This is a genomic window from Janthinobacterium longum (genome assembly GCF_051380735.1).
Taxonomy (GTDB): domain Bacteria; phylum Pseudomonadota; class Gammaproteobacteria; order Burkholderiales; family Burkholderiaceae_D; genus Janthinobacterium.
In genome coordinates this window covers 1,678,766-1,702,719 of sequence record NZ_JBNYXQ010000001.1, presented here as the reverse complement: position 1 = coordinate 1,702,719, position 23,954 = coordinate 1,678,766, and the positions used below count along the sequence as shown (strand labels likewise).

Annotated in this window: 24 protein-coding genes and 1 pseudogene; 7 read left to right on the top strand and 18 right to left on the bottom strand. The window is 58.7% G+C overall.

Translation table 11 applies throughout. The features are described from left to right. Positions 1 to 38 precede the first annotated feature (38 nt). Both ACQ4WM_RS07800 and ACQ4WM_RS07795 read left to right on the top strand, forming a co-directional pair. Positions 39 to 575, top strand: a complete 537-nt coding sequence (locus tag ACQ4WM_RS07800) for a hypothetical protein (protein WP_436546095.1) — start codon at positions 39 to 41, stop codon at positions 573 to 575. Between the two features lie 164 nt (positions 576 to 739). Further along, positions 740 to 1,121, top strand: a pseudogene (locus ACQ4WM_RS07795) (IS5/IS1182 family transposase); the annotation flags it as partial. Positions 1,122 to 1,186: 65 nt separating this feature from the next. On the opposite strand, the gene ACQ4WM_RS07790 reads toward ACQ4WM_RS07795, so the two are convergent. From ACQ4WM_RS07790 to ACQ4WM_RS07775, 4 genes are all read right to left on the bottom strand, one after another. Continuing rightward, positions 1,187 to 2,479, bottom strand: a complete 1,293-nt coding sequence (locus ACQ4WM_RS07790) for an HlyD family secretion protein (RefSeq protein WP_436546094.1) — start codon at positions 2,477 to 2,479, stop codon at positions 1,187 to 1,189. Between the two features lie 11 nt (positions 2,480 to 2,490). Then, positions 2,491 to 4,629, bottom strand: a complete 2,139-nt coding sequence (locus ACQ4WM_RS07785) for a peptidase domain-containing ABC transporter (protein WP_436546093.1) — start codon at positions 4,627 to 4,629, stop codon at positions 2,491 to 2,493. After that, positions 4,626 to 5,615, bottom strand: coding sequence for a hypothetical protein (locus tag ACQ4WM_RS07780; protein ID WP_436546092.1), 990 nt, complete (start codon positions 5,613 to 5,615; stop codon positions 4,626 to 4,628). Before ACQ4WM_RS07780 ends, ACQ4WM_RS07785 begins: the two co-directional genes overlap by 4 nt. A gap of 68 nt (positions 5,616 to 5,683) precedes the next feature. Beyond that, positions 5,684 to 6,055 carry a hypothetical protein gene (locus ACQ4WM_RS07775; protein ID WP_436546091.1) on the bottom strand — a complete coding sequence of 124 codons (372 nt, stop codon included), beginning with the start codon at positions 6,053 to 6,055 and terminating at the stop codon, positions 5,684 to 5,686. Positions 6,056 to 6,257: 202 nt separating this feature from the next. On the opposite strand from ACQ4WM_RS07775, the gene ACQ4WM_RS07770 reads away from it, so the two are divergent. After that, a complete protein-coding gene (locus ACQ4WM_RS07770) occupies positions 6,258 to 6,560 on the top strand; it encodes a hypothetical protein (RefSeq protein WP_436546090.1) in 303 nt (100 codons plus the stop codon). 123 nt (positions 6,561 to 6,683) lie between these two features. On the opposite strand, the gene ACQ4WM_RS07765 is transcribed toward ACQ4WM_RS07770, so the two are convergent. From ACQ4WM_RS07765 to ACQ4WM_RS07705, 13 genes are all read right to left on the bottom strand, one after another. Then, positions 6,684 to 6,773, bottom strand: a complete 90-nt coding sequence (locus ACQ4WM_RS07765; RefSeq protein WP_436546220.1) for an IS66 family transposase — start codon at positions 6,771 to 6,773, stop codon at positions 6,684 to 6,686. 470 nt (positions 6,774 to 7,243) lie between these two features. Continuing rightward, positions 7,244 to 8,707: a ribonuclease G gene (gene rng / locus ACQ4WM_RS07760; RefSeq protein ID WP_436546089.1), complete on the bottom strand. Its 1,464-nt coding sequence runs from the start codon at positions 8,705 to 8,707 to the stop codon at positions 7,244 to 7,246. Between the two features lie 43 nt (positions 8,708 to 8,750). After that, positions 8,751 to 9,371 (bottom strand): Maf family protein, encoded by a 621-nt coding sequence (locus ACQ4WM_RS07755; protein ID WP_436546088.1) that lies wholly within the window; start codon positions 9,369 to 9,371, stop codon positions 8,751 to 8,753. A gap of 16 nt (positions 9,372 to 9,387) precedes the next feature. Continuing rightward, the gene (gene rlmH, locus ACQ4WM_RS07750; RefSeq protein ID WP_436546087.1) at positions 9,388 to 9,858 is read right to left on the bottom strand and encodes a 23S rRNA (pseudouridine(1915)-N(3))-methyltransferase RlmH; all 471 of its coding nucleotides are present in this window, start codon (positions 9,856 to 9,858) and stop codon (positions 9,388 to 9,390) included. Positions 9,859 to 9,864: 6 nt separating this feature from the next. Next, complete coding sequence (gene rsfS / locus ACQ4WM_RS07745; RefSeq protein ID WP_436546086.1) at positions 9,865 to 10,554, bottom strand: ribosome silencing factor; 690 nt, start codon at positions 10,552 to 10,554, stop codon at positions 9,865 to 9,867. Next, positions 10,555 to 11,202: a nicotinate-nucleotide adenylyltransferase gene (locus tag ACQ4WM_RS07740; protein ID WP_436546085.1), complete on the bottom strand. Its 648-nt coding sequence runs from the start codon at positions 11,200 to 11,202 to the stop codon at positions 10,555 to 10,557. It lies immediately after the preceding gene. A 20-nt stretch (positions 11,203 to 11,222) separates the two neighbouring features. After that, a complete protein-coding gene (gene hemF / locus ACQ4WM_RS07735; RefSeq protein WP_436546084.1) occupies positions 11,223 to 12,137 on the bottom strand; it encodes an oxygen-dependent coproporphyrinogen oxidase in 915 nt (304 codons plus the stop codon). Between the two features lie 101 nt (positions 12,138 to 12,238). Beyond that, entirely contained in the window at positions 12,239 to 13,027 is a 789-nt protein-coding gene (locus tag ACQ4WM_RS07730; RefSeq protein ID WP_436546083.1) for a hypothetical protein, read from the bottom strand. Further along, a complete protein-coding gene (locus ACQ4WM_RS07725; RefSeq protein WP_436546082.1) occupies positions 13,027 to 13,668 on the bottom strand; it encodes a hypothetical protein in 642 nt (213 codons plus the stop codon). Before ACQ4WM_RS07725 ends, ACQ4WM_RS07730 begins: the two co-directional genes overlap by 1 nt. Positions 13,669 to 13,671: 3 nt before the next feature. Further along, a complete protein-coding gene (locus tag ACQ4WM_RS07720; protein ID WP_436546081.1) occupies positions 13,672 to 14,952 on the bottom strand; it encodes a hypothetical protein in 1,281 nt (426 codons plus the stop codon). 58 nt (positions 14,953 to 15,010) lie between these two features. Beyond that, positions 15,011 to 15,757 (bottom strand): hypothetical protein, encoded by a 747-nt coding sequence (locus ACQ4WM_RS07715; protein ID WP_436546080.1) that lies wholly within the window; start codon positions 15,755 to 15,757, stop codon positions 15,011 to 15,013. Positions 15,758 to 15,783: 26 nt separating this feature from the next. Beyond that, positions 15,784 to 17,052: a phosphoribosylamine--glycine ligase gene (gene purD, locus ACQ4WM_RS07710; protein ID WP_436546079.1), complete on the bottom strand. Its 1,269-nt coding sequence runs from the start codon at positions 17,050 to 17,052 to the stop codon at positions 15,784 to 15,786. 60 nt (positions 17,053 to 17,112) lie between these two features. Then, positions 17,113 to 17,838: a YebC/PmpR family DNA-binding transcriptional regulator gene (locus ACQ4WM_RS07705; protein ID WP_426075793.1), complete on the bottom strand. Its 726-nt coding sequence runs from the start codon at positions 17,836 to 17,838 to the stop codon at positions 17,113 to 17,115. A gap of 143 nt (positions 17,839 to 17,981) precedes the next feature. On the opposite strand from ACQ4WM_RS07705, the gene ACQ4WM_RS07700 reads away from it, so the two are divergent. From ACQ4WM_RS07700 to ACQ4WM_RS07685, 4 genes are all read left to right on the top strand, one after another. Beyond that, a complete protein-coding gene (locus ACQ4WM_RS07700) occupies positions 17,982 to 20,465 on the top strand; it encodes an alkaline phosphatase D family protein (RefSeq protein WP_436546078.1) in 2,484 nt (827 codons plus the stop codon). A gap of 142 nt (positions 20,466 to 20,607) precedes the next feature. Further along, a complete protein-coding gene (locus ACQ4WM_RS07695; RefSeq protein WP_436546077.1) occupies positions 20,608 to 21,516 on the top strand; it encodes a DMT family transporter in 909 nt (302 codons plus the stop codon). A gap of 28 nt (positions 21,517 to 21,544) precedes the next feature. Further along, positions 21,545 to 21,940 (top strand): methylglyoxal synthase, encoded by a 396-nt coding sequence (locus ACQ4WM_RS07690; protein ID WP_436546076.1) that lies wholly within the window; start codon positions 21,545 to 21,547, stop codon positions 21,938 to 21,940. Between the two features lie 20 nt (positions 21,941 to 21,960). After that, on the top strand, positions 21,961 to 22,950 hold the full coding sequence (locus tag ACQ4WM_RS07685) for a quinone oxidoreductase family protein (RefSeq protein WP_436546075.1): 990 nt from the start codon (positions 21,961 to 21,963) through the stop codon (positions 22,948 to 22,950). 177 nt (positions 22,951 to 23,127) lie between these two features. On the opposite strand, the gene ACQ4WM_RS07680 is transcribed toward ACQ4WM_RS07685, so the two are convergent. Further along, complete coding sequence (locus ACQ4WM_RS07680; protein ID WP_436546074.1) at positions 23,128 to 23,733, bottom strand: DUF4136 domain-containing protein; 606 nt, start codon at positions 23,731 to 23,733, stop codon at positions 23,128 to 23,130. Positions 23,734 to 23,954: the final 221 nt, after the last annotated feature.

The following is a 23,954-nucleotide window of genomic DNA, read 5'->3' as shown; positions in this document are numbered from 1 at the left end:
CACTGGCGGCCCTCCCTGTTTTCCTAGCCCTCATCGCCATGACCAAAACCAACACGCCTTCCCCGAAACGCCGCGAAGAGGGCGTTGCCAAGCTGACCGTCAATCCCTTCCTGGACGCCGACTTCTATGCGCGCATGCGCGACTACACCGAGCGCGACGCAGCCATCATCAAGGAACTGAAAGCGATCGCTGAAATCCGTGCCGGCAACAAACAGCCCGACCCGCGCCTGGCGCCTTCGCTGCAGGCCCTGCGCGATACCGTCAAGAAAGGCTTGAGCTTCGGCGAAATGCTGGACCGCATCGCGGCCGGCAAGGAAAAAGGCCTGTGGGAACCATGGATGACCACCTTCGGCATCGAAATCCGCGCCGTCAACTACGGCGCCGGTCCGCGCAACGCCTGCCTGGTGCTGGACCTGGCCGCCAACGCCCCGGCCCATGCCATGTTCGCCAAGGCCGGCATCCAGAACTGGCGCAGCCTGGCCGCCGACGACTGCTCGGTGGTGCGTTCCGAAAAAGCCACCGAAACATCGCCGTTGAAAGTGTACGCGGTGTTTTACCTCGATCCGGCGGCCTGAACCAGTAGCAGCACCGCCAGCACGATCAGCATCACGCCCGACAGCCGTTCCAGCAGCGGCAGCGCGCGCGCAAAGCGGTGACGCATGGTGGCGCTGCTGCCATATCCGACGCCAGCACGGCGAACACCATCCACGTGCCATATGCTACCATCGCACTGTTGCTTGTGTGCCGACAATTCGTCTTGCTGTGCCAGCAACTGGACCTGTTCTTGGACGCAGTGGTAGCGATTGACGGCAGCAATTTCAAGGCAGTCAATAGCAGCGACCGTAACTTCACGCAGATAAAGCTTAAGCGTAGGATGGCGGAGATCGAGGCAACATCAGTCGCTATCTGGCGGAACTCGACACGGCTGACAGGCGGGAGCCGGCGACGAAGCGGTGCGCAGCGCCCGGCTGAACGACAAAATCGCCTGGATGAAGCCGCAGATGGCTGCGCTCAAGGAAATCGAAGCGACTGGCGAAACGCAGATATCGCTGACCGATCCGGATGCCCGTTCCATGATGACCAGGGGCTTAGGCATCGTCGGCTATAACGTCCACACCGCAACCGCGATTCAGGCGCGCCTCGGACATTTATGCAGCAAAGCCCCGCCGATCTACCGTGAAACGTGTCATCGCGCCTCAGCTTGGGCCTTTACGCTCAGTAACGGCTCAAACAGCAACTCCCACAATTTGCGCGTCTCTTGCCGCACATCGCCCTCCAGCGCTAGACCTGGCTTGAGTGCAATACGTCTGTCGAATACCGTAATCTCCTGTTTTTCTAACGTCACATCTATCCGGTACAATGCTTCATTATTGCCCGATTGCGCGACGACTTGCTGAGACAAGTTGGTTGGTAATTCGTTGACGGCAAAAGGCGTCGTGGAAATGCCTTTTACGGTTCCTTGATAAAGACCGAATTTTTTATAGGGATACGCCGCGTATCTTAGATGAACTTGCTGACCAAGCTGCACAAATCCTACAGTCTTGCTGGGCGCATACAGTTGAGCCTGCAATGTGGTCATACCGTGCTCTACCGGAATTACCGTGCCCAGCGATTGTCCCTCACGGACGGACTGTCCCACCTGAACACTGAGTCCGGCAATTCTACCGTTGCCTGGTGCAGTGATGACGGCTGTCCTGCGCGACAACATCTCAATGCGCTCTTGCCGCAGGCTACTCAACGTTCTATCCGACTGTGAAAGCTCAGACATCAACTCAATTTGCGACGTCTTCTGCTCGGCCTGCATTGCCTCGCGATTTTTGACCAAGCCAATACGACTGCGCTCCAGTGAAATCAAGTGCGCGTTCAGATCAAGTTCTTCATCTTGCTTGGCCTGCAGCTGTACCTCTGTGAAAAAACCATCGTCCTTCAACTTGCGATAACGCTCCAACATTTTCGTCACTAGATTTACACGGCGCTCTTGTAACAGAATTTCTTCATCGATTTGGCCGATTTCAGCTTCGCCATTTCGGATTTGCTGCAATCTCGCCAGATCGCGCTGGTTGGTGATGGCAATTCGGTTGGCGCGATCATCTTCGGCTGACTTTTCCCTTGACGCGATCTGTACCGCAGCAAGCGCGGTATCCGAGCCGATGCGACGATCAACGATGCTTTGTCGCTCCGTATCGATCACAAGTACCACGCCGCCACTCTCGACGATGTCGCCTTCGCGCGCTCGTATTTCCTTGATGATACCGGAGCCCGGCGCGGTCAAGGTCGCAGTCCCTTCAACCGGGACCAAGATCCCGGCCAACCGCGCCTTCCTTGTGAAATCCCCCTTAATTAAAAAAATCACAGTTAAAACAAGCAAGACCAGCGAAAAAAAACAGACCACGGCAAAAGAAATCGGCCTGGCGAGCTGGATAGTGCCTAGCCACTGCTTGGTACGACGCTCGTAAACTTCAGCACGGAAAAGTGACATTTCTATTCCAATCAACAGACGGCTAGCTCTGTTCCGGCATTTACCTGAATCAAGGCATGGGCATGAAAATCCGAACCTTCTTCCACAATTGTGCCGTTTTGCAAGCACACAACGCGATTAGCAGAGGCAATGGTTTCGGGCCGATGCGCGACGACGATGCGTATCACATTAAGCTCAGATAATTTCTGGGAAATGATTTTTTCATTTCTGATGTCCATGTGACTGGTTGCTTCGTCAAGTGCCATTATTTTCGGACTTTTATACATCGCCCGCGCCAGCAGCACCCGCTGCTTTTGCCCTCCGCTTAGGGATGAACCTAGATCACCAACCAAGGTATGAAAGCCCATAGGCATCCTGTTGACTTCATCGCTCAGTGCCGCGAAGCTCGCGCATTCAACGACCTTGTCCATGTTGATGTGGGGATCGAAAAATGAGATATTTTCGGCGATACTCCCTGCAAGTAGCGAATCTTCCTGCATCACCGTACCGATCAATTGACGATAATTTCGCAATCCCAATTGCCTGATATTAATTCCGCCATATAGCACTTCGCCCTCATTCGGTTCAAGCAAACCAAGTATCAACTTGAGCAGGGTCGATTTTCCACAGCCGCTGGGGCCCACAAAAACAAGGTTCTCGCCGCTGATAATTTTTAGCGATACGTCTTTTAACACCCAAGGCTCCCCGTCACCATAACGGAAACTCACATTCCTCAGTTCCACTACCGCGTCCAAATGCTTCAGGTCGCTGTCCGAGGCCGAATCGAGTTCTGGGCTTTCCAATACGATATCCGCCAACCGTTCCGAGTGTAAATTGAGCATCTTCAGCTCGATGGCAAAGTCGATCAGCGACAGTGACTTGCCAATGAATTGGCCGCTATAGCTGGAAAATGCGAAAAACATACCGATAGAAAATATTGGATTCCCATTGACACCGCTGTTCATCACCAGCATTGCACCGAAGCCCACCATCGCCAGATCCTGGGCACCAGAAATGATGGTATTCGCGGATGAAAACCAGATATTCATGATCGAGGTGCGCACGTCGCGATTTTGCACGTCGACCCTCATATTTTTCCAACGAGCGATCCTGTTCTCTTCCCGTCCAAACAGCTTGATCGGCAGGATCGCGCGCATAGTTTCCAGAAAATGGCTGTTGTTTCGGGCCGACAGCATCAGTCTTTCTTTTGCCGCGTCGCGATAGGGGTGGTATGAAAGTATGCGGATACCAGCATATAAAACCGAAGAAGCGATGGCTACCATTGACATCAACGGCGAATACAACAACATCATTCCAAGGGCGACGACGACCATCACCGAATCCAGAGTTGCCGTGACAATTCGAACCGTCAATGTATTTTGTATTGATGAAATCGATCCAAAACGGGACAACAAATCACCAAGATGACGCCGTTCGAAATACACCATGGGCAATCTCATCAGGTGATTAAATACATTGCCGGTCCACTGAAGCGATAGAGTTTGGCTTAACACCATGATCATCCAGCCTCGAGTCACACTGAGAAAGGACTGGACCAGCAACGCGATCACTGAACCAAAAATAAGAACCGGCAGCAAATCTTTGTCATTGGCGCCAAACACCTCGTCAACCACCACTTGGTTCAATAACGGAGCAGCAACGGCGAAGAGCTGGAGCACGACCGACACGACGAATATTTGCAGCAGTGAACGCTTGAGGCCGATGACCCGGCCAGTCATGGTCTTCAGGCTAATCTGCTTGCGCTCGTCTTTCGCGACAAACTCCGACGTCGGCGTCAACTCCAGGGCAACACCCGTAAAGTAAACGGAAACCTCCTTTAACGCCAATTTACGCTCGCCGATCGCCGGGTCGAGGATCGTTACCTTCGCGTCCCCCACACTCTTGAGCACTACCATGTGGTTCAAGTTCCAGTGCAAGATACACGGAAGCTGCAGGTGTGGAAGCTCGTCTATTTCCAGGCGAACGGCGCGGGTTGAGAAGCCGAGCTTGGTCGCCCAGCGGATCAGTTGTTCAAGTGTCGCGCCATTCAAGGACACTTGGAAACGCCTGCGTAATTCCGGTAAATCCGCGTGTAGACCGTGGGCCGAGCAAATCATCGCCAGTGACACCAGCGCACATTCACTGGCCTCGGACTGCAGGATGGTCTTCATTTGACCAGCTTCATCTGAATAGCAGAGACGTGAGGCAGGCCCAATTTATCCAGCTCGGAGATATAGCTTCCAGAATAAATAACATCAAGGACATTCTGGTCAACATAATAAATTCCACCGTTTTCAGTGGCATAGGGCTTCGCATCCATTAAAACTCTCTCAGCGGCTGTCCACAATCGCTGAACGTGCGCAATGAATAATGGGCTGTTTTTGATCTTTAAATATGAATCGGGCGACTTTTCCTCGACGGATTTTAGATAAGATAAAAGATACAACATGAAATCGGCTGTACCAGCTATATTTCCATCGTAGCTTCGATACTTTCCTGATTTGATAGCTTCGCCATACAAATAGGTATCGGCCAACGCCACTTCAAGTTGTGCACCGGTTAAGTATGCGTTCAACTCATCGACGAGAATAGTTAAATCATTTCCCGGCGCGGGGCGGGCGCGTTCAAAATAAGTTGGATATCGGCCCAGCGGCTGTCTCTTGATTTTTTCCGGTATCTTTTCGGCGGCAATAGTGTAAGACGGGATGCTACCATGCAACAGGTCCGTCACGTAGGCCTGGCCGTTAAAAAAATAAGTCGCTCTGTCGTCATTGCATGATGTAAGTTGCAAATCTATTACGTGGTTTGATTCATGGAAGGCGCGGGGTAGTGTGCCAATATTGACCTCATTGTCTATTCTAGCCCACCACATAACATCCTCACCAATAAATGAAAGTAGCCCGTTCAGTTGCGCAGATGATTTATGAAGAATTATATTTTTGACCGATTTTTCATCTGGATTTTTAGGCTGCCATTCCTTGGTGCCTTGGGCGATTTTCATGCACAGCTTACTGTCATACGTAGGTTTTTCCCCTTGCCGCGACAAAGTGAGTGTCTGACGTTGCAGTTCCTTAGGTAGTTCAAAAGATTGGGAGTGAGATATTGAGCAAAATAAAATGGAAGCCAAAGCCAATTTTTTTTTCAAATTTTCGAACATAAATTCTTTACTTGCAGGATTGATCGAAATATAGCGGCACACACTTTTAAGTACGCGCCGCGCATTAATTAACGATTCTGCTTAGTTTTTGATGTCACCGTGCTGCAGTAATTTAAGCTAACGCCGACGCCAGCGTTGACGCAAGTTTGTACTGTTGTGGTGTTATCAGTATTTAAGCAGGTTTGTTGTGAAACGACGCCAGCGTTGACGGTGACGCAAGCATTAGTATCGGTCGTATTTCCGTTTTTATCGGTAGTTGGTTTCAGCGACTGCGATGGATTGTCGGGTTGCGCGGATTTCGCATCAACATAGGATGGTGACGGTTCACCGCCGTCACCACCATATCCGCCCTCACCCCCGCCTTCACCGCTATAATCGCAATCGTATTCCATCTCGCCACCGGAAACTGCTTTCAATTCATGGAGTTCTAACGTACGCATTACTTCCCTTTTTTTTAAATTCGCCACTTTATGTCGGGAGGCGACATTCCCTTAAAATTTTCCTCATTAATGAATTTTTACTTCAGCCAGTTTGATATTTTTTTTATGAGAAATCAATTTTTATCAGAGAAAATTACCATATCGTAATTGTTACAATTCAATAGATTTATAAAAATAGAGTTATGGTAAGAGTTCAGTCTGAATGCCCAAAGCTATTCGCATCATTCTCAGCGGTGACAGCGCAGTCACCTTGTTAGGTGTCCCCCATGCATTCCCACCGCCACTGCTGATGCAGCGTGATCGGGTCGGCATTTTGCAAGTAGAATTCATCGGCAGTCAGGCCGTGGATCAGGACAGGACGCTGCATGCACTTTTGCTTTCCGTTGATGAAAATAGTCATGAACTTCGCCTTCTCCAACTTCTGGGCGGGGTAAGTTTGCGCTTCGCTTCGGTCATGGTAATGAGTGCGATCGTTGACTGTTCGGGTGCTACGCAGCTGGCCTGATCGGATCGCCAGCAAATGCGCGGCGCAGCACTTCCCCATGCTGTCCCCCTGTTTTCGTAACGCGTCGAGGCAGGATCGGATGGTGCAGAAATTGTCGGCGCTGGCAGTGGTTCGGAAGCAGCCCTATATTTTCTGTTTCATTTTGGGCATGCGTACAGCCCGTTCGGCGATGTTGTTGGAGAACGGGACGATCGAATCGGCGATGAAGCGCAAGATGGCATCGGCTTGCAATCGGAAACGGCGCGACAAGTTGTGAGCGTCGGACTGTTTGCAGCGACCGGCTCTCCCGTCTGGCTTGAGCTTGGGAGGGTTCAATTGTTACTTGCCGGTAGACGTTTTATGATCACTGAATCCCGTAATCCGTCTTGATTGCAGAAAGACGCGAAGCATTGCGTCAAATGAACGAAAAACGGGTTTGAGCGGCTCGCCTGTCGAAAATTTGGCGCGCTAACCTCGTCAGAAAACCGAACTGATCAGCGCTTCCCTAATGAATGGCAGGTGCCTCGAATTGGTGCCACTAGATCATCTTCAAGATAAAAGCGGCACCATGGAGGAAGATAGCGGCGAATCTGCTGAGGAGTAATAAATAAACCGCGTCGCGGCTATTTGTGTGGTCAGTTGCGTAGCTACGTACTGTTTTTATGGAAATTTAAGATAACCTATTGATTTAATTGTCTAATTTCTTACATCAGAATCACGTCATACTGCTCCTGATGATAAGCACTCTCCACCTGCAATGAAATCTTTTTGCCGATAAAGTCACCCAGCATCGCCAGGTGCTGCGATTCTTCTTCGAGGAATAAGTCGACCACTTCCTGCGAGGCCAGGATGCGAAATTCGCGCGGGTTGAATTGTTTGGCTTCGCGCAGCAGTTCGCGCAGGATTTCGTAGCAGATGGTGCGCGAGGTTTTTACCTGGCCTTTGCCGGCGCAGGCCGGGCACGGTTCGCACAGGATATGGGCCAGCGATTCGCGCGTGCGCTTGCGTGTCATTTCGACCAGCCCCAAGGGCGAAAAATTGCTGACCGAGACTTTGGTACGGTCGCGCGACAGGGTGCGTTTGAGTTCGGCCAGCACAGCGTTGCGGTGCTCGGCGTTGTCCATGTCGATAAAGTCGAGGATGATAATGCCGCCCAGGTTGCGCAGGCGCAGCTGGCGGGCGATGGCGTGGGCCGCTTCCAGGTTGGTCTTGAAGATGGTGTCGGCAAAGTTGCGCCCGCCGACAAAGCCGCCCGTATTGACGTCGATGGTGGTCATCGCTTCGGTCTGGTCGACGATCAGGTAGCCACCCGATTTCAGGTCCACGCGGCGTCCCAGGGCGCGCAGAATCTCTTCTTCCACGCCATATAGATCGAACAGCGGGCGCTCGCCCGTGTAGTGCTGCAGGCGCGTCAATTCGCTCGGGGTGTAAATTTCGGCGAACTCGCGCAGCTTGACGTAATTTTCGCGCGAGTCGACCTGGATGGTGGCCGTTTCGTCGCCGACGAAGTCGCGCAGCACGCGCTGGGCCAGGTTCAGATCCTGGTGCAGCAGGCTGGTGGCGGGGCGCGTGCGGGCGCCGTGGACGATGGTGCTCCAGGTCTTGCCCAAATAATCGACGTCTGCCTTCAGGTCGGCGTCGGAGGCGTCTTCGGCCATGGTGCGCACGATGTAGCCGCCTTTTTCGTCCGCAGGCAGCAGGCTTTGCAGGCGCGTGCGCAGCAGTTCGCGCTCGGACTCTTTTTCAATTTTCTGAGAGATGCCGATATGCTTGTCTTGCGGCAGGTAGACCAGCATGCGCCCGGCGATCGAGATCTGCGTCGACAGGCGTGCGCCCTTGGTGCCGATCGGGTCCTTGATCACCTGCACCGTCAGCACCTGGCCGTCGAACAGGATTTTTTCTATCGGCGCCGGCGTCGTGTTCTGGCCGTCGTGGCCGCGCGCTTCCCAGATATCGGCCACGTGCAAAAAGGCGGCGCGTTCCAGGCCGATGTCGATAAAGGCCGACTGCATGCCTGGCAATACCCGCACCACCTTGCCGGAATACACATTGCCGGCCAGGCCGCGCGTGAGCGTGCGCTCGATATGCAGTTCCTGCACCGCGCCTTGCAAGATGAGAGCGACGCGGGTTTCTTGCGGCGTGATATTGATCAGGATGTCTTCGTTCATGGAGGCGCAAAAGTGGAGGCAACGAATGACATCATACCCCCTATCAGGGCAGGGGCAAACCCGCTTGCCGCAGCAATTGCGCCGTCTCGTACAGGGGCAGGCCCATGATGCCGGAATGGCTGCCTTCGATATGCTCGACGAACAGCGCGGCGCTGCCCTGGATGCCGTAGCCGCCGGCCTTGTCGTACGGTTCCGGGGTGGCGCAATAGGCGGCGATCGAGGCGCTTGATAACACGCCGAAGCGCACTTGCGAGATCTGCGTGCGCTGTTCGGCAATGCCCTTGCCATGCACGGCGATCGAGGTCAGTACCTGGTGCGTGCGGCCCGATAATTGTTCCAGCATGGCCACCGCTTCCTTGCGGTCGGCCGGCTTGCCAAGGATCACGCCGTCGATGGTGACGGTGGTGTCGGCCGCCAGCACCGGACGCGGCGGCAGGTGGCGCTGGCGCACCACGTTCAGCGCAAAGGCCGCCTTTTCATTGGCGACACGCGCCACGTAATCAAGCGCCGATTCACCGGGCAGCACTTCTTCGGTGACGTCGGCGCCGCGCGGACCGTCGCTGCGCAGCAGCAGTAGTTCGAAGTCGATGCCGATCTGGCGCAGCAGTTCGCGCCTGCGCGGGCTTTTGGACGCCAGGTAGATCTTGTTGTCAGCCAGTTTCATGGGAGATGAAAAAAAATCAGACGCGGTGATAGGGATGGTTTTGCGTGATAGACCACGCGCGGTACAGCTGTTCGGCGAGGATCACGCGCACCACGCCGTGCGGCAGGGTCATGCTGGAAATGCGCAGCATGCCTTCGGCACGCGCTTTCAGGGCAGGGTCGAGGCCATCGGCGCCGCCGATCAGGAAAGCCGTGTCGCGGCCGTCCTGCTGCCACGCCATCAACTGCTGCGACAGGCCGACGCTGGTCAGGTCCTTGCCGCGTTCGTCGAGGGCAATAATGCGCACGCCCTTGGGCAGGGCGGCTTCGATGCGTTCGCGTTCCAGCGCCATCGCGGTGGTGGCGGTCTTGCTGCCGGAACGCTCGACGGGCTTGATTTCCTTCAGCACGATGCGCAATTCCGGCGGCATGCGCTTCGCGTATTCGGCGAAGCCCGTCTCGATCCAGGCCGGCATTTTATGGCCAACCGCAGCGATGATAAGCTGCATCGATGCTTACTCTTCGACTTTTTTGATACGCTTGATGACGGTTTTCGCCGGTGCTGCATCAGCTGCCGGTTTGGCCGCGCGCGGTGCACGGACCTTTTTCTCCGGCAACGCTTTCAGGGCCTTGACGGCAGCCGCTTCGGTCTTGGTAGGTGCAACTTTTACGGTCTTGCCGACGGCTTTCGAGGCGACGGCTTTCTTGGCCGGCGCTTTCTTGGCAGCGGTGGTGGCAGCTGCTTTTTTGGCTGGCGCTTTTTTCTCGATCACTGGCGTGGCTTCAACATTGGCCTTGCTCGCTGCCAGGTGGCCGCTGACCTTTTTCGGCTCGTCGCCGGTGGCCTTTTTAGGTGCGCGCTTGGCGGCGCCCAGCTTGACCGGCTTGTCGCCCCAGATTTCTTCCAGGCGGTAGTAGGCGCGGATCGGCGCTTGCATGATGTGGACGATCATGTCGCCCAGGTCGACCAATACCCATTCGCCGGTGTCTTCACCTTCCATGCCGACGATTTCGCCGCCGGCTTCCTTGACCTTGTCGCGCACCGAGGCGGCCAGCGCCTTGGTCTGGCGGTTCGAGGTACCGGAAACGATCGCGATGCGGTCGAACAGGCTGGTCAGGTGAACCGTGTCGAACACAGCGATGTCTTGGCCTTTGACGTCTTCCAGAGCGTCAACGACGAGGGTTTGCAGTTTTTTAATATCCATTTAGCTTTTGTATAAATTATGTTGTTCAATATAGTCTAGCACTAGCGGGGAAACAAGCTCGTTTGCCGGAAACCCCCGTTGTAATGCCGCACGTATTTCGGTGGCGGAGATATCCACCGCGAAGTCCTGTGCCAGATAAGTCAGACCGTGCGGCGTGTTGCGGATGCTGCTGAGCGTGCCCAGGCGGCGCGTGAATTCCTGCGCCACTGCCTGCGGCATTGCTGTGCCATTCAACGCGAAGCCGGGACGGGCCGCGACGCAGATATGGGCGTATTCAAATAATTGCTGCCATGCGCGCCAGGTATCGAGCCGCTGCAACTGGTCGGCGCCCATCAGGAAGACGATGGATGCCTGCGGCCCCAGTTCGGCGCGCACCTGGCGCAGGGTATCGATGGTGTAGCTGGGCTGGCCATGCTCGCTGCGTTCGATTTCCTGCAGGTCGATCGTCACCGGCAGCGGCAGGCTGGAAAACGCCAGCCGGGCCATCTCGGCGCGCTGTTCGCACGTGGCGCCCAGGCGACCCTTCTGCCACGGTGCGCCGGCCGGTATCACGCGTAGTGTGTCGGCCTGCAGCAAGCGCGAGAAGTACGACCCCAGCGCCACATGACCCGTATGCACAGGATCATAACTGCCGCCCAACAATGCCACGCATGCCGTGCCTGCTGCCGTCACGCCTGCAGCCAGTCGCGATGGACGAGGAAGTCAAGGTACAGCGCCGCTTCAGCGCTGCCCGGCGCCGGATGCCAGTCGTAGCGCCATTTGACGATGGGCGGCATCGACATCAGGATCGCCTCGGTGCGTCCGCCCGACTGCAGGCCGAAATGCGTGCCGCGGTCGAACACCAGGTTGAACTCGACATAGCGGCCGCGCCGGTAGGCCTGGAAGTCGCGTTCGCGTTCGCCGTAGGGCGTGTCCTTGCGGCGCGCCAGTATCGGCACATAGGCGTTGATGAAGCTGTCGCCGGTGCTGCGCATCATGGCGAAGCTGTCGTCAAAACCAAGCGCGTTGAAGTCATCGAAAAAGATGCCGCCCACGCCGCGCGGCTCCTTGCGGTGCTTCAGGTAAAAATATTCGTCGCACCAGGCCTTGAACTTCGGATGCAGCTCGCTGCCAAACGGGGCCAGCGCATCGTGGCAAACCTGGTGAAAGTGCTTCGCATCGTCGACGTTGCCGTAATACGGCGTCAGGTCCATGCCGCCGCCGAACCACCACACCGGTTCATTGGCGGCGTTCACCGTGCTGAAAAAACGCACGTTCATGTGCACCGTCGGCGCATACGGATTGCGCGGATGGAGCACCAGCGATACGCCCATCGCTTCCCATGGCTTGCCACCGAGTTCAGGGCGCGCAGCAGCCGCTGATGGTGGCAATGCGGCGCCGGTGACGTGCGAAAAATTCACGCCGCCGCGCTCGAACACATTGCCTTCCTCGATCAGGCGCGAAATGCCGCCGCCGCCTTCGGGCCGCTGCCAGCTGTCGGTCAGGAAGGGCTTGCCGTCCTGCGCTTCGAGCGCCTGCACGATACGCACTTGCAAATCAAGCAAATAAGCCTTGACGGCCGAGGGGGAGGGAGTGGACGACATCGCGTGGGCCGACGAGGCCGAAATAAAAAAGTGAGGACGGATTGTACCCCGTAACGGATTTTTGTGATAGCAAAACCGGCGCTGCTGTTGCCGGCCATGCCTTAGCGGGGCGGCGTGTCCTTGACTTTTTCCTGCACTACCTGGACGTCATATTGCACGCCGTCGGCGCCGGGCTGGCGCGCGCTGTCCACGGCTGACTGGGCGCGCTGCTGCAAATCGCTGCGTTCAAGCGTTTCCACCGGCGGCGTCACGGTAGCTGGTGCAGGGTTGCTAAACCACCCGGGCACTGCCAGGGCCATGAATACCAGCACGATCACCACGATCATCCAGGTGGACGGGCGCCAGGCCCGCCAGCCATGCTGCGGCTGGCGCTTGCCAGAGGCGTCGACGATCATGCGCGCCAGTTCCGAACCCTGCGTGCGCGTGCGTGTTTTCAAGGCCTGGTAGTCCTGCTGTGACATGCTGCCCTGTGCCAGCATCTGGCGCAAGGCGGCCACCGGCGACGCGACAAGACGATCAGGTGGCAGGTGCTCGATGGCGGCGTCGCGCTGCCACTGGTTGATCAGGTTTTCGTCATACAGCGTATTGATCGCTTGCTGGTTGACCTGCCGCAGTGCAGCGCTGGCCAGCTGATGGTGTTCGCCCTGCGCCTGCAGCATGGCGAGGAAGCGCTGCGTATCGACCAGTTCTTCGGCGAGCAGCCAGGCCAGGGTTTGTTGCAAGTTGGCGTCAAACGCCAGTTCCGCTACGGCGATGCCTTCGGCGGCATTGTCGGCGCGCTGCAGTTCAATGATTTCCAGCTCGGCCAGCGCATCGTCGTGTTCGTCAAGCGTGATCAGGCCCAGGCGCTGGAGTTCGGCAATCGGCTTGAGGCGTGTATCGCCATTCATTACAGAGTCCCTGTAATCACGCCGTAAATCACCGAGCCCACCATGATCATGCCCAGCACGATCAGCGCACCTTTCCACGCCGGCGGCCGTTTGTACGGAATACGGTCCTCGCCGTGGCGCAGCCTGGACGCTTCCATGATCTCGCGCGCCAGCTCGCTGCCGTTGGCACGCACGCGCACTTCCAGCGCCTCGAACTGCGCCGTCGACAGCACGCCATTGACCACCAGCCAGCGCATGGCGATCCATGGGGAATAGAACATGCGCTCGCTTGGCGCTGCCGCGTGGGCGGCGTCGCGCTGGAACTGGTTGAGCAAGTCGAGTTCGTACAAGTCGTCGATCTCGCGCCGGTTGTAGTGCCGCACGCCTTCTGCCGCCAGCGCCTGCTGTTTGGGCGGCAGCGTGGCCATGCGCTTGTCCAGATCGTTCTTGGGCAGGAAATCGGTCAGCAGCAGCCAGCCCAGGGTGGCGACCAGATCGGCGTCCTGCGCCAGTTGCGGCATATCGACCGGGTCTGCGGGCGGATGCAGGCGTTCGTGTGCGGCGGCATCGCGTTCCGCATTGGCCTGCTCCAGTTCTTCGGCGGTGATCAGGCCAAGCTGGTGCAGCTGGTTCAGCGAAGGGTGTGGGGGTTCGGTATGCATGGCTTACTCTTTCAACTTGGCCTGGCGCAGTTCGCCGGCAAATTGCGGCGTCACCGACCAGCCATTGCCGGCAGCATCGCGCTGGAATGTGAAATCGCCTTCCTGCATTACCGAAGAACCGCCAGTCAGCATGCTCAGCACGACGTCATTGCGTTCGATCAGCAGGCGGCAGGAGTACACGCCGGCCGACAGTTTTCGGCAGGGTGCCAGCGGTTCGATTTCGGCGATTTCGCGCCGCCTTTCGTAGGATTGCGTCAGCGAAAACGCTGGCCGTGGCGGCGACACGGTGCGCGCCGAGGTCATGCCGGCACGGAACGCTTTTTCAAGTGCTTCACGACCCAGTGGCTCGGCCTGCTGCGCGAACTCTCCATCCTTGACCGTGCCAAAACGCGTCTTGACCAGCAGCGGCTGCGCACCGGTATAGACAATCCGGCTGCTGCTGCCGCTGTCGTCACGGGCGACCGTGTAGGCGAAATCCATCTTTTCGCCGTGCTGTTCCACCGTGGCCAGGCAGCCGCGAATTTTTTGAGATGAAGCGTAACCCGCTTCTTTCACATCGTGCAGGCTGATTTTCGCCATACCTTCCGGCAGCGATGTGTTGAGCATGCGCGTTACCGCCGACTGCGTATCGGGGCCGTCACACCCTGGTACGGCATTGCCGCTGACGAGATACCAGACCACGCCGGCCAGCATCAGCGGCGCGACGAGCAGCCAGACCAGGCGCGAGCCCGGGAACAGGCCATCGAGGATCACGCCACGCACCGCTTTTTTATGTTCGCCCTGACGCGCTTCCAGGTGTTTGATCGCGTGTTTCGCCTGATCGCTGCCACCGGCCTGCACCTGCTGCGTGATGGCCTTTACCTGGGCGCGCGGCAGCAGCCCTGCGTGCACCATCCAGTTCAGCGCCTCGCCAGGCGTGGGCAGCAGTACGTCATCGGGCAAATGTGGCAGCGCCTGCCGGTACAGCTCGGGCGTCAGGATGTTTTCGTCGCGCAGAAAGTCGAGTGACTCCCGGTTGAGTGGCGTTATCACTTGGCCCAGTATCGACAACCGCAGCGCCAGATCGTTGCCGCTGTAATTGCGCGCCGCGCTCAGTAACAGGCTGTTGACGTCGTCGGGCTGCATGATCTGGCGTCGGTACAACCACATCAGGGTGTCGGGCAGCGGTGAACTCGATGCCAGTTGCGGAAAATCGGGATGCGCAAGTGCTTGCTCACGCTGCCGGCGCGTGAGCAGCTTGAGCCGGTCCAGTGCGGCGAGTGAAGCGTGGGTATCGTTTGTCATCAGAATTGTTTTTATTTAAGATGGCAAACTTTACAATAAACGGTATTTCCACTGCGCACTATTGAATGCGTGCCTGGTCCAGCTCTTCCTTGAACTGGGGTGTCACCGACCAGCCCTTGCCGGCAGCATTGCGCTGGAACGTGAAATCGCCCTGTTGCAGCACCGACGTGGCCAGCACCGTGCTGCCGGCAGGCGAAGCAATGTCATTACGGGTGAGCAGCAGGCGGCAGGAAAACACGCCGGGCGAGACTTCCCTGCATGGCTCCAATGCTTCAATATCGCCAATTTCACGATAATGCTGCGGCGACAGTATCGCCTCCAGCCTGATATGGAAGAGCGGCTTGCCGCGCAGGCCATCCATGCCGGCCAGCATTGCAGTCAGCAAGGCCTCGCGCCCGATGGGCTGGCCCTGCGACGCAAAGCCGCCATGCCAGGCAAGGTGGCCAAACCGCGCCTGCACCATGCCCGGATGCGCGTGGTCATACTCCAGGCGGCTTCTGCGGCGCCCTTCCACACGCGTGATGGTCCAGGCAAATTGCAGCGGCTGGCCGTCCTGGCTGACGGTGGCCAGGCAGCCACGGGTTTTTTGCGACCAGGAGTAGCCGGCTTGTTTGATGTTGTCCAGGCTGTATTTGCCGTCGGTGACCGAGTCCACGGTTTGTTTCGAGTCACAGCGCGGCACTGCATAGCTGCTGAACCAGTACCAGGCCAGGCCCGCCACCAGCAGCAAAGCGAGCGTCAGCCAGGCCAAAGGGCTCAGCGGCGCATCATTGCCGGGTGCGGCCAGGCCGGTCGGTGTCTTCATGGAAAGCGGCTAGCGCTATTGCAGGCTCAGTGCTTCAAGCCGCGCCAGCCGATATCGCGGCGGTATTGCGCACCATCGAAATGGATTTTTTCCACGGTTTCATACGCCTGCTTCTGCGCCAGCTTGACGCTGTCGCCCAGGCCTACCACGCACAGCACGCGGCCGCCGTTGGTCACCAGGCGCTCGCCTTCGATGCAGGTGCCCGCATGGAAGGTGACGGCGTCATGGGTCTCCAACGGGATATCGCCGATAGGCGTGCCTTTGACGGGGTCGTCCGGGTAGCCGGCGGCAGCCATCACCACGCCCACGGCAGTGCGGCGGTCCCATTCCAGTTCCACCGTGTCGAGCGTACCGTTGACGGCGTGTTCCATCACGGTGACCAGATCAGTTTTCAGGCGCGCCATGATGGGCTGGGTTTCCGGGTCGCCCATGCGGCAGTTGAATTCGAGCGTCTTGGGCGTACCCTTGTCGTCGATCATCAGGCCGGCGTACAAAAAGCCGGTGAAGGTGATGCCGTCCTTCGCCATGCCTTGAATTGTCGGTACGATGATCTCGCGCATCACGCGCGCATGCATGGCCGGCGTGACGATAGGCGCCGGCGAATATGCGCCCATGCCGCCCGTGTTCGGGCCCTGGTCGTGATCTTTCAGGCGCTTGTGGTCCTGGCTGGTGGCCAGCGGCAGGATGTTCCTGCCGTCGCACATGACGATAAAGCTGGCTTCTTCGCCGGCCAGGAATTCTTCGATGACGATGCGTGCGCCGGCGTCGCCGAACTGGTTGTCAGCGAGCATATTGTCGACCGCCTGGTGCGCTTCTTCGAGCGACATGGCAACCACCACGCCCTTGCCGGCGGCCAGGCCGTCGGCCTTGATAACGATGGGCGCGCCCATGGCATCGATATAGGCATGGGCCGGCGCCACTTCCGAAAACGTCTGGTAGGCGGCGGTCGGAATGCCGTGGCGCTGCATGAAAGCCTTGGCGAAGTCTTTCGACGACTCCAGCTGCGCCGCTTCCCTGGTCGGGCCGAAGATCTTCAGGCCGCGCGAGCGGAACAGGTTGACGATGCCGGCCGCCAGTGGCACTTCCGGGCCGACCACGGTCAGGCTGATTTGTTCCTGCTGAACGAAATCGGCCAGCAATTGCGGGTCGCTGATGTCGAGATTGACCAGGCGCGCATCGCGCGCGGTGCCGCCGTTGCCCGGAGCGACATACACCATCTGTATGCGTTCGGACTGGGCCAGTTTCCAGGCCAGGGCGTGTTCGCGGCCGCCAGAGCCGACTACCAGAATTTTCATAGGAACCGTTCGTTCAGTGTGGGGTTGCAGGGCGCCGCAGGCGCCCTTGAGGTGTAGTGCTTAGTTTTCGATCAGGGCGTTGGTGAAGACCTCTTGCACATCGTCCAGCAGCTCCAGCGCGTCGATCAGCTTTTGCATCTTGATCGCGTCGTCGCCCGCATACACGGTTTCGGTTGCCGGTTTCATGATCACTTCTGCCACTTCGGCCTTGAAGCCAGCCGCTTCCAGCGCTTCCTTGACGGCGGCGAAATCGTGCACCGGGGTCACTACTTCGAAGCCGCCTTCTTCGTCGGCGATCACGTCGTCGGCGCCCGCTTCCAGCGCCGCTTCCATCAGCTTGTCTTCGTCAGTGCCCGGCGCAAACAGCAATTGGCCACAGTGCTGGAACATAAAGGCAACCGAGCCTTCGTTGCCCATGTTGCCGCCGTTCTTGTTGAAGGCGTTGCGTACTTCGGCCACCGTGCGGACTTTGTTGTCGGTCATGCATTCGACGATCACCGCCGCGCCACCGACGCCATAGCCTTCGTAGCGCACTTCTTCGTAGTTGGCGCCATCGACGCCGCCGCTGCCGCGGTTGATCGCGCGCTGCACGTTATCTTTCGGCATATTGGCGTCGGCCGCCTTGTCGACCGCCAGGCGCAAGCGCGGATTGGTGATGGCGTCGGGGCCGCCCATGCGGGCCGCCACTGTGATTTCCTTGATCAGGCGCGTCCAGATTTTGCCGCGCTTGGCATCCGTGGCAGCCTTTTTATGCTTGATGTTGGCCCATTTGCTATGTCCTGCCATGTCGAATCTTCCTTAGACGGGTGTTCAATTGTGGCCGACATTTTAGCATAGTGGCACCTTCCGCCGCCGCCTGCCCAGGTCATGAAGCCGACATATTCTGTTGCTAAAGTGACGCGCTTTCGGGTTACTTTGGGGTAAAAATCATGGCAAGTCAGATCAACCGGCGTCAATTCCTGAAATTGGGCGGCTTCATTACCGTTTCCGTCGCTACCGCCGGGCTGACCGCCTGCGGCAGCAGTGACTACAGCGACGCCGGCGTGCCGCTGGCTTCGGGCAGCGACTGGAAGTTCCCGCAAAGCGTGGCCTCCGGCGATCCGCGCCCGGACAGCGCCATGCTGTGGACCCGTGTGGTACCGGCCAGCCTGGACGCCGTGGCGCCAGCTCCCGCCGCCGCCACGGAAGTGGCTGTGCGCCTGATCGTCAGCGCCGCCGACAATTCCTCTTCGCTGGGCAGCAACAAGGCCCTGACAGGCACCACCATCGTCGATGCCAAGCTGCCATTGAAAAGCGATTTCGACAATACCCTGCGCCACAAGGTCACCGGCCTGCAGCCTGGGCAAACCTATTTTTACCAGTTTATCGCCGGCGACGTGCGCTCGAACGTGGGCCGCTTCAAGACCGCGCCGGCCGCCACCGCCGACGTGGCCCAGCTGCAGTTTGCCTACCTGACATGCCAGGACTGGAGCATCAATCACTGGGGCGCGCTGGGCCATATCGCCGCCAACGAAAGCCTCGACTTTATCGTCCACTTGGGCGACTACATCTACGAAACGGTGGGCGAAGCGTTCCAGACCGGCGCGGTGGAAAGCCGCCACGACCAGCTGAAACTCCCGGACGGCACGTTTAAAAACGGCAGCAGCGGCGCCAAATACGCCACCACCACTGCCGACTACCGCTACCTGTACAAGAAATACCGCACCGATGCGCGCCTGCAGGCCGTGCACGAGCGCTTTGCCTTTATCGCCATCTGGGACGACCATGAATTCACCGACGACGCCTGGCAGGATGCGTCCACCTACGAAGGCATTGTGGCGGCGGACGGCAGCGATTTGCACCAGCCTACGCGCCGGCGCAGCGCCAACCAGGCCTGGTTTGAATATATGCCGGCCGATGTAACGTTCGATGCCGCCGCCACCACCTTCCTGAATATCCAGATCTACCGCGATTTCCAGTTCGGCAAACTGATGCAGCTGGTGATGACCGACGAACGCCTGTACCGCGCCGACCACGCAATTCCGGAAGCGACCATCAACCCCGCCACAGGCAAGGCGCTGGGCAGCATCGGCAGCCGCTACCTGGTGCCGCAGCAGCTGTTCGACAGCGTGGAAGCACAAAAAATGGCGGCCGCCACCAAGGCTGGCGCGGACCCGCTGGCCGCCGTCGGCATGCTGGGCGCCACCCAGCGCGAATGGTGGAAAGGCAAAATGAAATCAGCCACTTCGACCTGGAAGCTGTGGGGCAATGAAGTGTCGCTGCTGCGCATGGGCTTGAATGGCGTCGACGCGATCGCCACGCTGATTGCACTGGGTTCGATGAGCAATGTGGGTGCGGCGATCGCCAGTACCTTGCCGCTGGTCGGCGGCAGCGTGCCGCTGGCGAACGCCATCGTGGCCGCATCGACGGCCGGTGCGACCAGTTCGATGGCGCAGGCGGCGGCGATGGCCATAGCCGGCGCTGGTGCTGGTGCGACTGCCACCGCGCAGGTCGCGGCGGCCGTTGGCGCGGGCCTGTCCGCCGCGCAGGCCGGCATCACGGTGGCGGCTTTCAACAGCGCCTCGCCGGCCGCCGCCGCGCAAGTGATTGCCTTTGGCTGGATCAAGCCCGACGTGCAGGCGAAACAGGCTGAATCGGCATTCGTGAAAAGCTCGGGCCAGGCCGCCGCGCTGGCGCCGTTCTTCAACCGTTTCCTGCTCAATTGCGACCAGTGGGACGGCTATAACAGCGAGCGCAAGGCGTTGATGTCGCACCTCAAAACCAATGCCATCGGCAATGTGGTGGCGATTACCGGCGACATCCACTCGTTTTTTGCCGGCACGGTGAACGACGATTTCGATGCGGCAGGTGGCGGCACGCCCGTGATGGTGGACCTGGTGTCGGCCGGTGTCAGTTCCGATTCCTTTTTCAGCTACATGAATTCGGCTGCGCAGGGCGACATCGGCAAGCTGGTCAGCTATCCGCTGGTGATACCCGTGCCAGGCGTGGGCACGGTCAACATGGCCATCAACCTGCTCGACTACACCATGGGCAAGGCGGCGCCAACCATCGACAGCCTGCTGGAGCAACTGCGCGTGCAACTGCGCGGCGCGCTGGCGGCCAAGGGTGTACCGGAAGCGCAGCTCGACGTCACCGTCACGGCGGTGCAGGCGGGCTTGCGGGCCAGTACCGACTTCAGCGTGACCTTGCTGGGCCTGGCGCAGCAGTTATCAAGCCTGGGCAACAATCCATGGCTCAGGCACTTGAACACCGACGCACAAGGGTATACGGTGGTCACGCTCACGCCCGGCAAGCTGGTGGCGCAGTTCAAGCAGGTCAATAAACTGGTCGGTAGCAGTGCGCCAGCGAATGTGATTGCGCGGGTGACGACGGCGACGGTCAATGCAGGAATAGTGGCGGTGGTAGTGGCGTAATTCAAACCAACAGCGAAGGCTGGGGTCAGACCCCCTCGGACGACAGCGCAAGCCTCTGAGTTAGCGGCCTTGAGGGTCTGACCCCGGAATTTGCTCCTGGGTTTAAGCAGCGAACGTCTGCTTTTGCCATTACAATCTGGTCATGAGCACCAGTCCCGCATCTCCCCTCCCGCGCTCCGCCTACCTCGGTGGCCTGGCCATCGCTGTCGGCGGGGCGGTGCTGTTTTCCACCAAGGCTATTGTTGCCAAGCTGCTGTACCAATACCCGGTCGATGCGGTCACGGTGATCGCTTTCCGCATGATCTTTTCCTTCCCCGTGTTTGCCATCATCGCCTGCTGGCAGATGCGCACCGAGCCGCCGCTGTCGTGGCGCGACCGCTGGCAACTGGTGGGCCTGGGCCTGGTCGGCTATTACTTGTCCAGCTATTTCGATTTCCTGGGGCTGCAATATATTTCCGTCGGCCTCGAACGGCTGATTTTGTTCCTCACGCCCACCTTTGTGCTGTTGATCAGCACGGTCTATCTCAAGCACACGATCAGCCGTTTGCAGTGGCTGGCGTTGTTGACGTCCTACTGCGGCATCGTGCTGGTGTTCGTGCATGACCTGCAATCGGGCGCCAGCAATATCGTGCTGGGCTCGACCCTGGTGCTTGGCTCGGCCTGCTCCTATGCCGTGTATCTGCTGGGTTCGGGCGAACTGGTGAAACGTATCGGCGCCATGCGGCTGGTGTCGTATGCCATGTGCGTGGCTAGCTTTGCCTGCATCGCCCAGTTCTTTATCCTGCGCCCGGTCGGCATGCTGATACAGCCCACGCCTGTGTATGGCTGGTCGCTCGTCAACGGCATTTTTTGCACGGTGCTGCCAGTATTCATGACCATGATTGCGGTCGAGCGCATCGGCGCTCCGGTCGCCTCGCAGGCCGGCATGATCGGCCCTGTCTCGACGCTGTTTTTGGGCGCCATGATCCTGGGCGAGCCGATCACGGGCTGGCAACTGGCCGGCACCGGCCTGGTATTGACCGGCATTTACCTGCTTTCCAAGAAAAAATAATCCTTCCAACCAAAGAGACGGCACCATCATGAAAACACGCATCGCCCTGATTGCGCACGACAAGAAAAAAGATGACATGATCACCCTGGCAGGCGAATACCGGGACTTTCTTGCCACCTGCGAGCTGACGGCCACCGGCACCACGGGCGGGCGATTGATCAACGAGCTGGGCCTGGCGGTCGAGCGCAAGCATTCTGGCCCGTTCGGCGGCGACCTGCAGATCGGCGCGCTGCTGGTCGAAGGCCTGATCGATTGCGTGATCTTCCTGCGCGACCCGATGACGCCGCAGCCGCACGAGCCGGACATCAATGCCCTCGTGCGCGCCTGCGACGTGCACAATGTAGCGTGCGCCACCAATCTGTCGACGGCCCATCTGGTGCTGTCGCGACTGCAAACCCAGGCCAACGCCACGGCTGCGGCCTGAATCACCCTCAGGAGATGACGATGACGGAAATGATAAGCACCAAGGCTATCCGCATGCAGCGCACGGGCGGCCCCGAAGTGATGGAGTATGTCGACATGGAGCTGGCGCCGCCCGGCCCCGGTGAAGCGCGCGTCAGGCACGAGGCGATCGGCCTCAATTTCATCGACGTGTATTTCCGCACCGGCCTGTATCCGCAACTGCTGCCGGCCGGCCTGGGCGTGGAAGGCGCGGGCGTGGTCGAAGCGGTGGGCGAGGGCGTGACCGATGTCAAAGTGGGTGACCGTGTCGCGTATGCGGCGCGCATCAATGGCGCTTATGCCGAGCAGCGCAATATTCCTGCGTCGCTGCTGCTGGCGCTGCCCGAGCGCATCGGTTTCGATACGGCCGCCGCCATGATGCTGCAGGGCCTGACGGTGCAATACCTGCTGCACCGCACGGTGGCGCTGAAGGCGGGCGACACGATTCTGTTCCACGCAGCCGCTGGCGGCGTCGGCCTGATCGCCTGCCAGTGGGCGAAAGTAATGGGTGTCAATCTGATCGGCACGGTAGGCTCGGACGAAAAGGCGCAGCTGGCGCTGGCCAACGGCGCAGCCCATGTCATCAACTACAACACCGAAAATTTTGTCGAACGCGTGCGCGAACTCACCGGCGGCAAGGGCGTCTCGGTGGTGTACGACTCGATCGGCAAGGATACCTTTACCGGTTCGCTCGACTGCCTGGCGCCGCTGGGCATGATGGTCAGTTTCGGCAATGCCTCGGGCCCGGTGCCGCCGTTTTCGCTGACCGAACTTGGTTCGCGCGGCTCGCTGTTCATTACGCGCCCGTCGCTGTTCAGCTATGCTTCGGATCGCACCAGGCTCGAAGAGATGGCCGCTTCGCTGTTCGGCGTGGTCGGCAGCGGCGAGGTGCAGGTTGAAGTGCGCCAGCGTTACAAGCTGGCCGATATCGTCCAGGCCCACCGAGACCTGGAAGGGCGCAAGACCTCCGGTTCCACCATCATCGTGCCATGAGCGACAGCGACGATGGCAACCCGAAATTCGGCCGCCTGCTGATCGTGCTGCTGCTGGCCGTGGCGCTGGTGGGGGCGATCACGTTTGCGACTGAAGCGTATTACATGTAAGCTGCGCACGTAAAAAAACCGGCTTGGTGCTTGCGCGCACCAGCCGGTTTTTTTTTGCCCGATGAGCTTATTGAACCTGGATTTCCACCTTGCGCGGCACGCCGCTGCGGCCCGGGAAATCGGCAAAGGCACTGGCCACCATGGCCGGCATCACTTGCGGCGTGGCGCGCTTGCCGCTGGTCGAATGCACGCTCACGTCGTACAGTTTCTTGCCGGTCTTTTCATTGATCGTCACGCGCAGTTCGCGTTCGAATTTATGGCGTACGGTTTCTTCCACTTCCATCGGGCCACCCCAGAACGGGCTGTAGCCGAAGCGGCCATAACCGGGCCAGGCGCCGTAGCGGTAGCCGTAACGGCCAGGCCAGTAGCCGGGGCCGTACCAGAACGGATCAGTTGCCTGCAGCACGCGCTCGGGCACGTCCATGGTGCCAAAGCGCATCGACACGCGCAGCTTGGCGCTGTCCGGGCCCGAAGCTTCGCCGAAGCCATGCTTGGCCAGTTCTGCGCGCACCAGGTTCTGGTAGCTGCGGTATTCCAGCGTATCTTCCTCGGCCGGCGGCGCCACGAAAACATACGATTTGTCGTTCTGCTGGGCCGGCCAGTCGTGGAAAACCGTGACATCGCTGCGGATGGTGGTGGCGCAGCCGGTCAGCAGCACCGTCAGCGCAGTCATGAATATGGCCAGGTATCTCATTGCCGAATCTCCTCAATATGCAATCCGCCAGCTGGCGGACGTAATGCATCGCTTTCCAGTGTAAGACTACGTTATTCCAGTGCTGATTATTATTACAGATTGTTACCCTGTGTGTTCGCTGGCTCGCAGTTGCCGATATTCATTTGCGCAAATGGTGCAAATCAAGGCCAAATCAGGCACGCCACAGGCTGGTATTGGTA

Coding starts and splice junctions, on each gene's coding strand:
- ACQ4WM_RS07800 (WP_436546095.1), top strand. CDS start 39: ATGACCAAAACCAACACGCCTTCCCCGAAACGCCGCGAAGAGGGCGTT.
- ACQ4WM_RS07790 (WP_436546094.1), bottom strand. CDS start 2,479: ATGTCACTTTTCCGTGCTGAAGTTTACGAGCGTCGTACCAAGCAGTGG.
- ACQ4WM_RS07785 (WP_436546093.1), bottom strand. CDS start 4,629: ATGAAGACCATCCTGCAGTCCGAGGCCAGTGAATGTGCGCTGGTGTCA.
- ACQ4WM_RS07780 (WP_436546092.1), bottom strand. CDS start 5,615: ATGTTCGAAAATTTGAAAAAAAAATTGGCTTTGGCTTCCATTTTATTT.
- ACQ4WM_RS07775 (WP_436546091.1), bottom strand. CDS start 6,055: ATGCGTACGTTAGAACTCCATGAATTGAAAGCAGTTTCCGGTGGCGAG.
- ACQ4WM_RS07770 (WP_436546090.1), top strand. CDS start 6,258: ATGCCCAAAGCTATTCGCATCATTCTCAGCGGTGACAGCGCAGTCACC.
- rng (WP_436546089.1), bottom strand. CDS start 8,707: ATGAACGAAGACATCCTGATCAATATCACGCCGCAAGAAACCCGCGTC.
- ACQ4WM_RS07755 (WP_436546088.1), bottom strand. CDS start 9,371: ATGAAACTGGCTGACAACAAGATCTACCTGGCGTCCAAAAGCCCGCGC.
- rlmH (WP_436546087.1), bottom strand. CDS start 9,858: ATGCAGCTTATCATCGCTGCGGTTGGCCATAAAATGCCGGCCTGGATC.
- rsfS (WP_436546086.1), bottom strand. CDS start 10,554: ATGGATATTAAAAAACTGCAAACCCTCGTCGTTGACGCTCTGGAAGAC.
- hemF (WP_436546084.1), bottom strand. CDS start 12,137: ATGTCGTCCACTCCCTCCCCCTCGGCCGTCAAGGCTTATTTGCTTGAT.
- ACQ4WM_RS07730 (WP_436546083.1), bottom strand. CDS start 13,027: ATGAATGGCGATACACGCCTCAAGCCGATTGCCGAACTCCAGCGCCTG.
- ACQ4WM_RS07725 (WP_436546082.1), bottom strand. CDS start 13,668: ATGCATACCGAACCCCCACACCCTTCGCTGAACCAGCTGCACCAGCTT.
- ACQ4WM_RS07720 (WP_436546081.1), bottom strand. CDS start 14,952: ATGACAAACGATACCCACGCTTCACTCGCCGCACTGGACCGGCTCAAG.
- ACQ4WM_RS07715 (WP_436546080.1), bottom strand. CDS start 15,757: ATGAAGACACCGACCGGCCTGGCCGCACCCGGCAATGATGCGCCGCTG.
- purD (WP_436546079.1), bottom strand. CDS start 17,052: ATGAAAATTCTGGTAGTCGGCTCTGGCGGCCGCGAACACGCCCTGGCC.
- ACQ4WM_RS07705 (WP_426075793.1), bottom strand. CDS start 17,838: ATGGCAGGACATAGCAAATGGGCCAACATCAAGCATAAAAAGGCTGCC.
- ACQ4WM_RS07700 (WP_436546078.1), top strand. CDS start 17,982: ATGGCAAGTCAGATCAACCGGCGTCAATTCCTGAAATTGGGCGGCTTC.
- ACQ4WM_RS07695 (WP_436546077.1), top strand. CDS start 20,608: ATGAGCACCAGTCCCGCATCTCCCCTCCCGCGCTCCGCCTACCTCGGT.
- ACQ4WM_RS07690 (WP_436546076.1), top strand. CDS start 21,545: ATGAAAACACGCATCGCCCTGATTGCGCACGACAAGAAAAAAGATGAC.
- ACQ4WM_RS07685 (WP_436546075.1), top strand. CDS start 21,961: ATGACGGAAATGATAAGCACCAAGGCTATCCGCATGCAGCGCACGGGC.
- ACQ4WM_RS07680 (WP_436546074.1), bottom strand. CDS start 23,733: ATGACTGCGCTGACGGTGCTGCTGACCGGCTGCGCCACCACCATCCGC.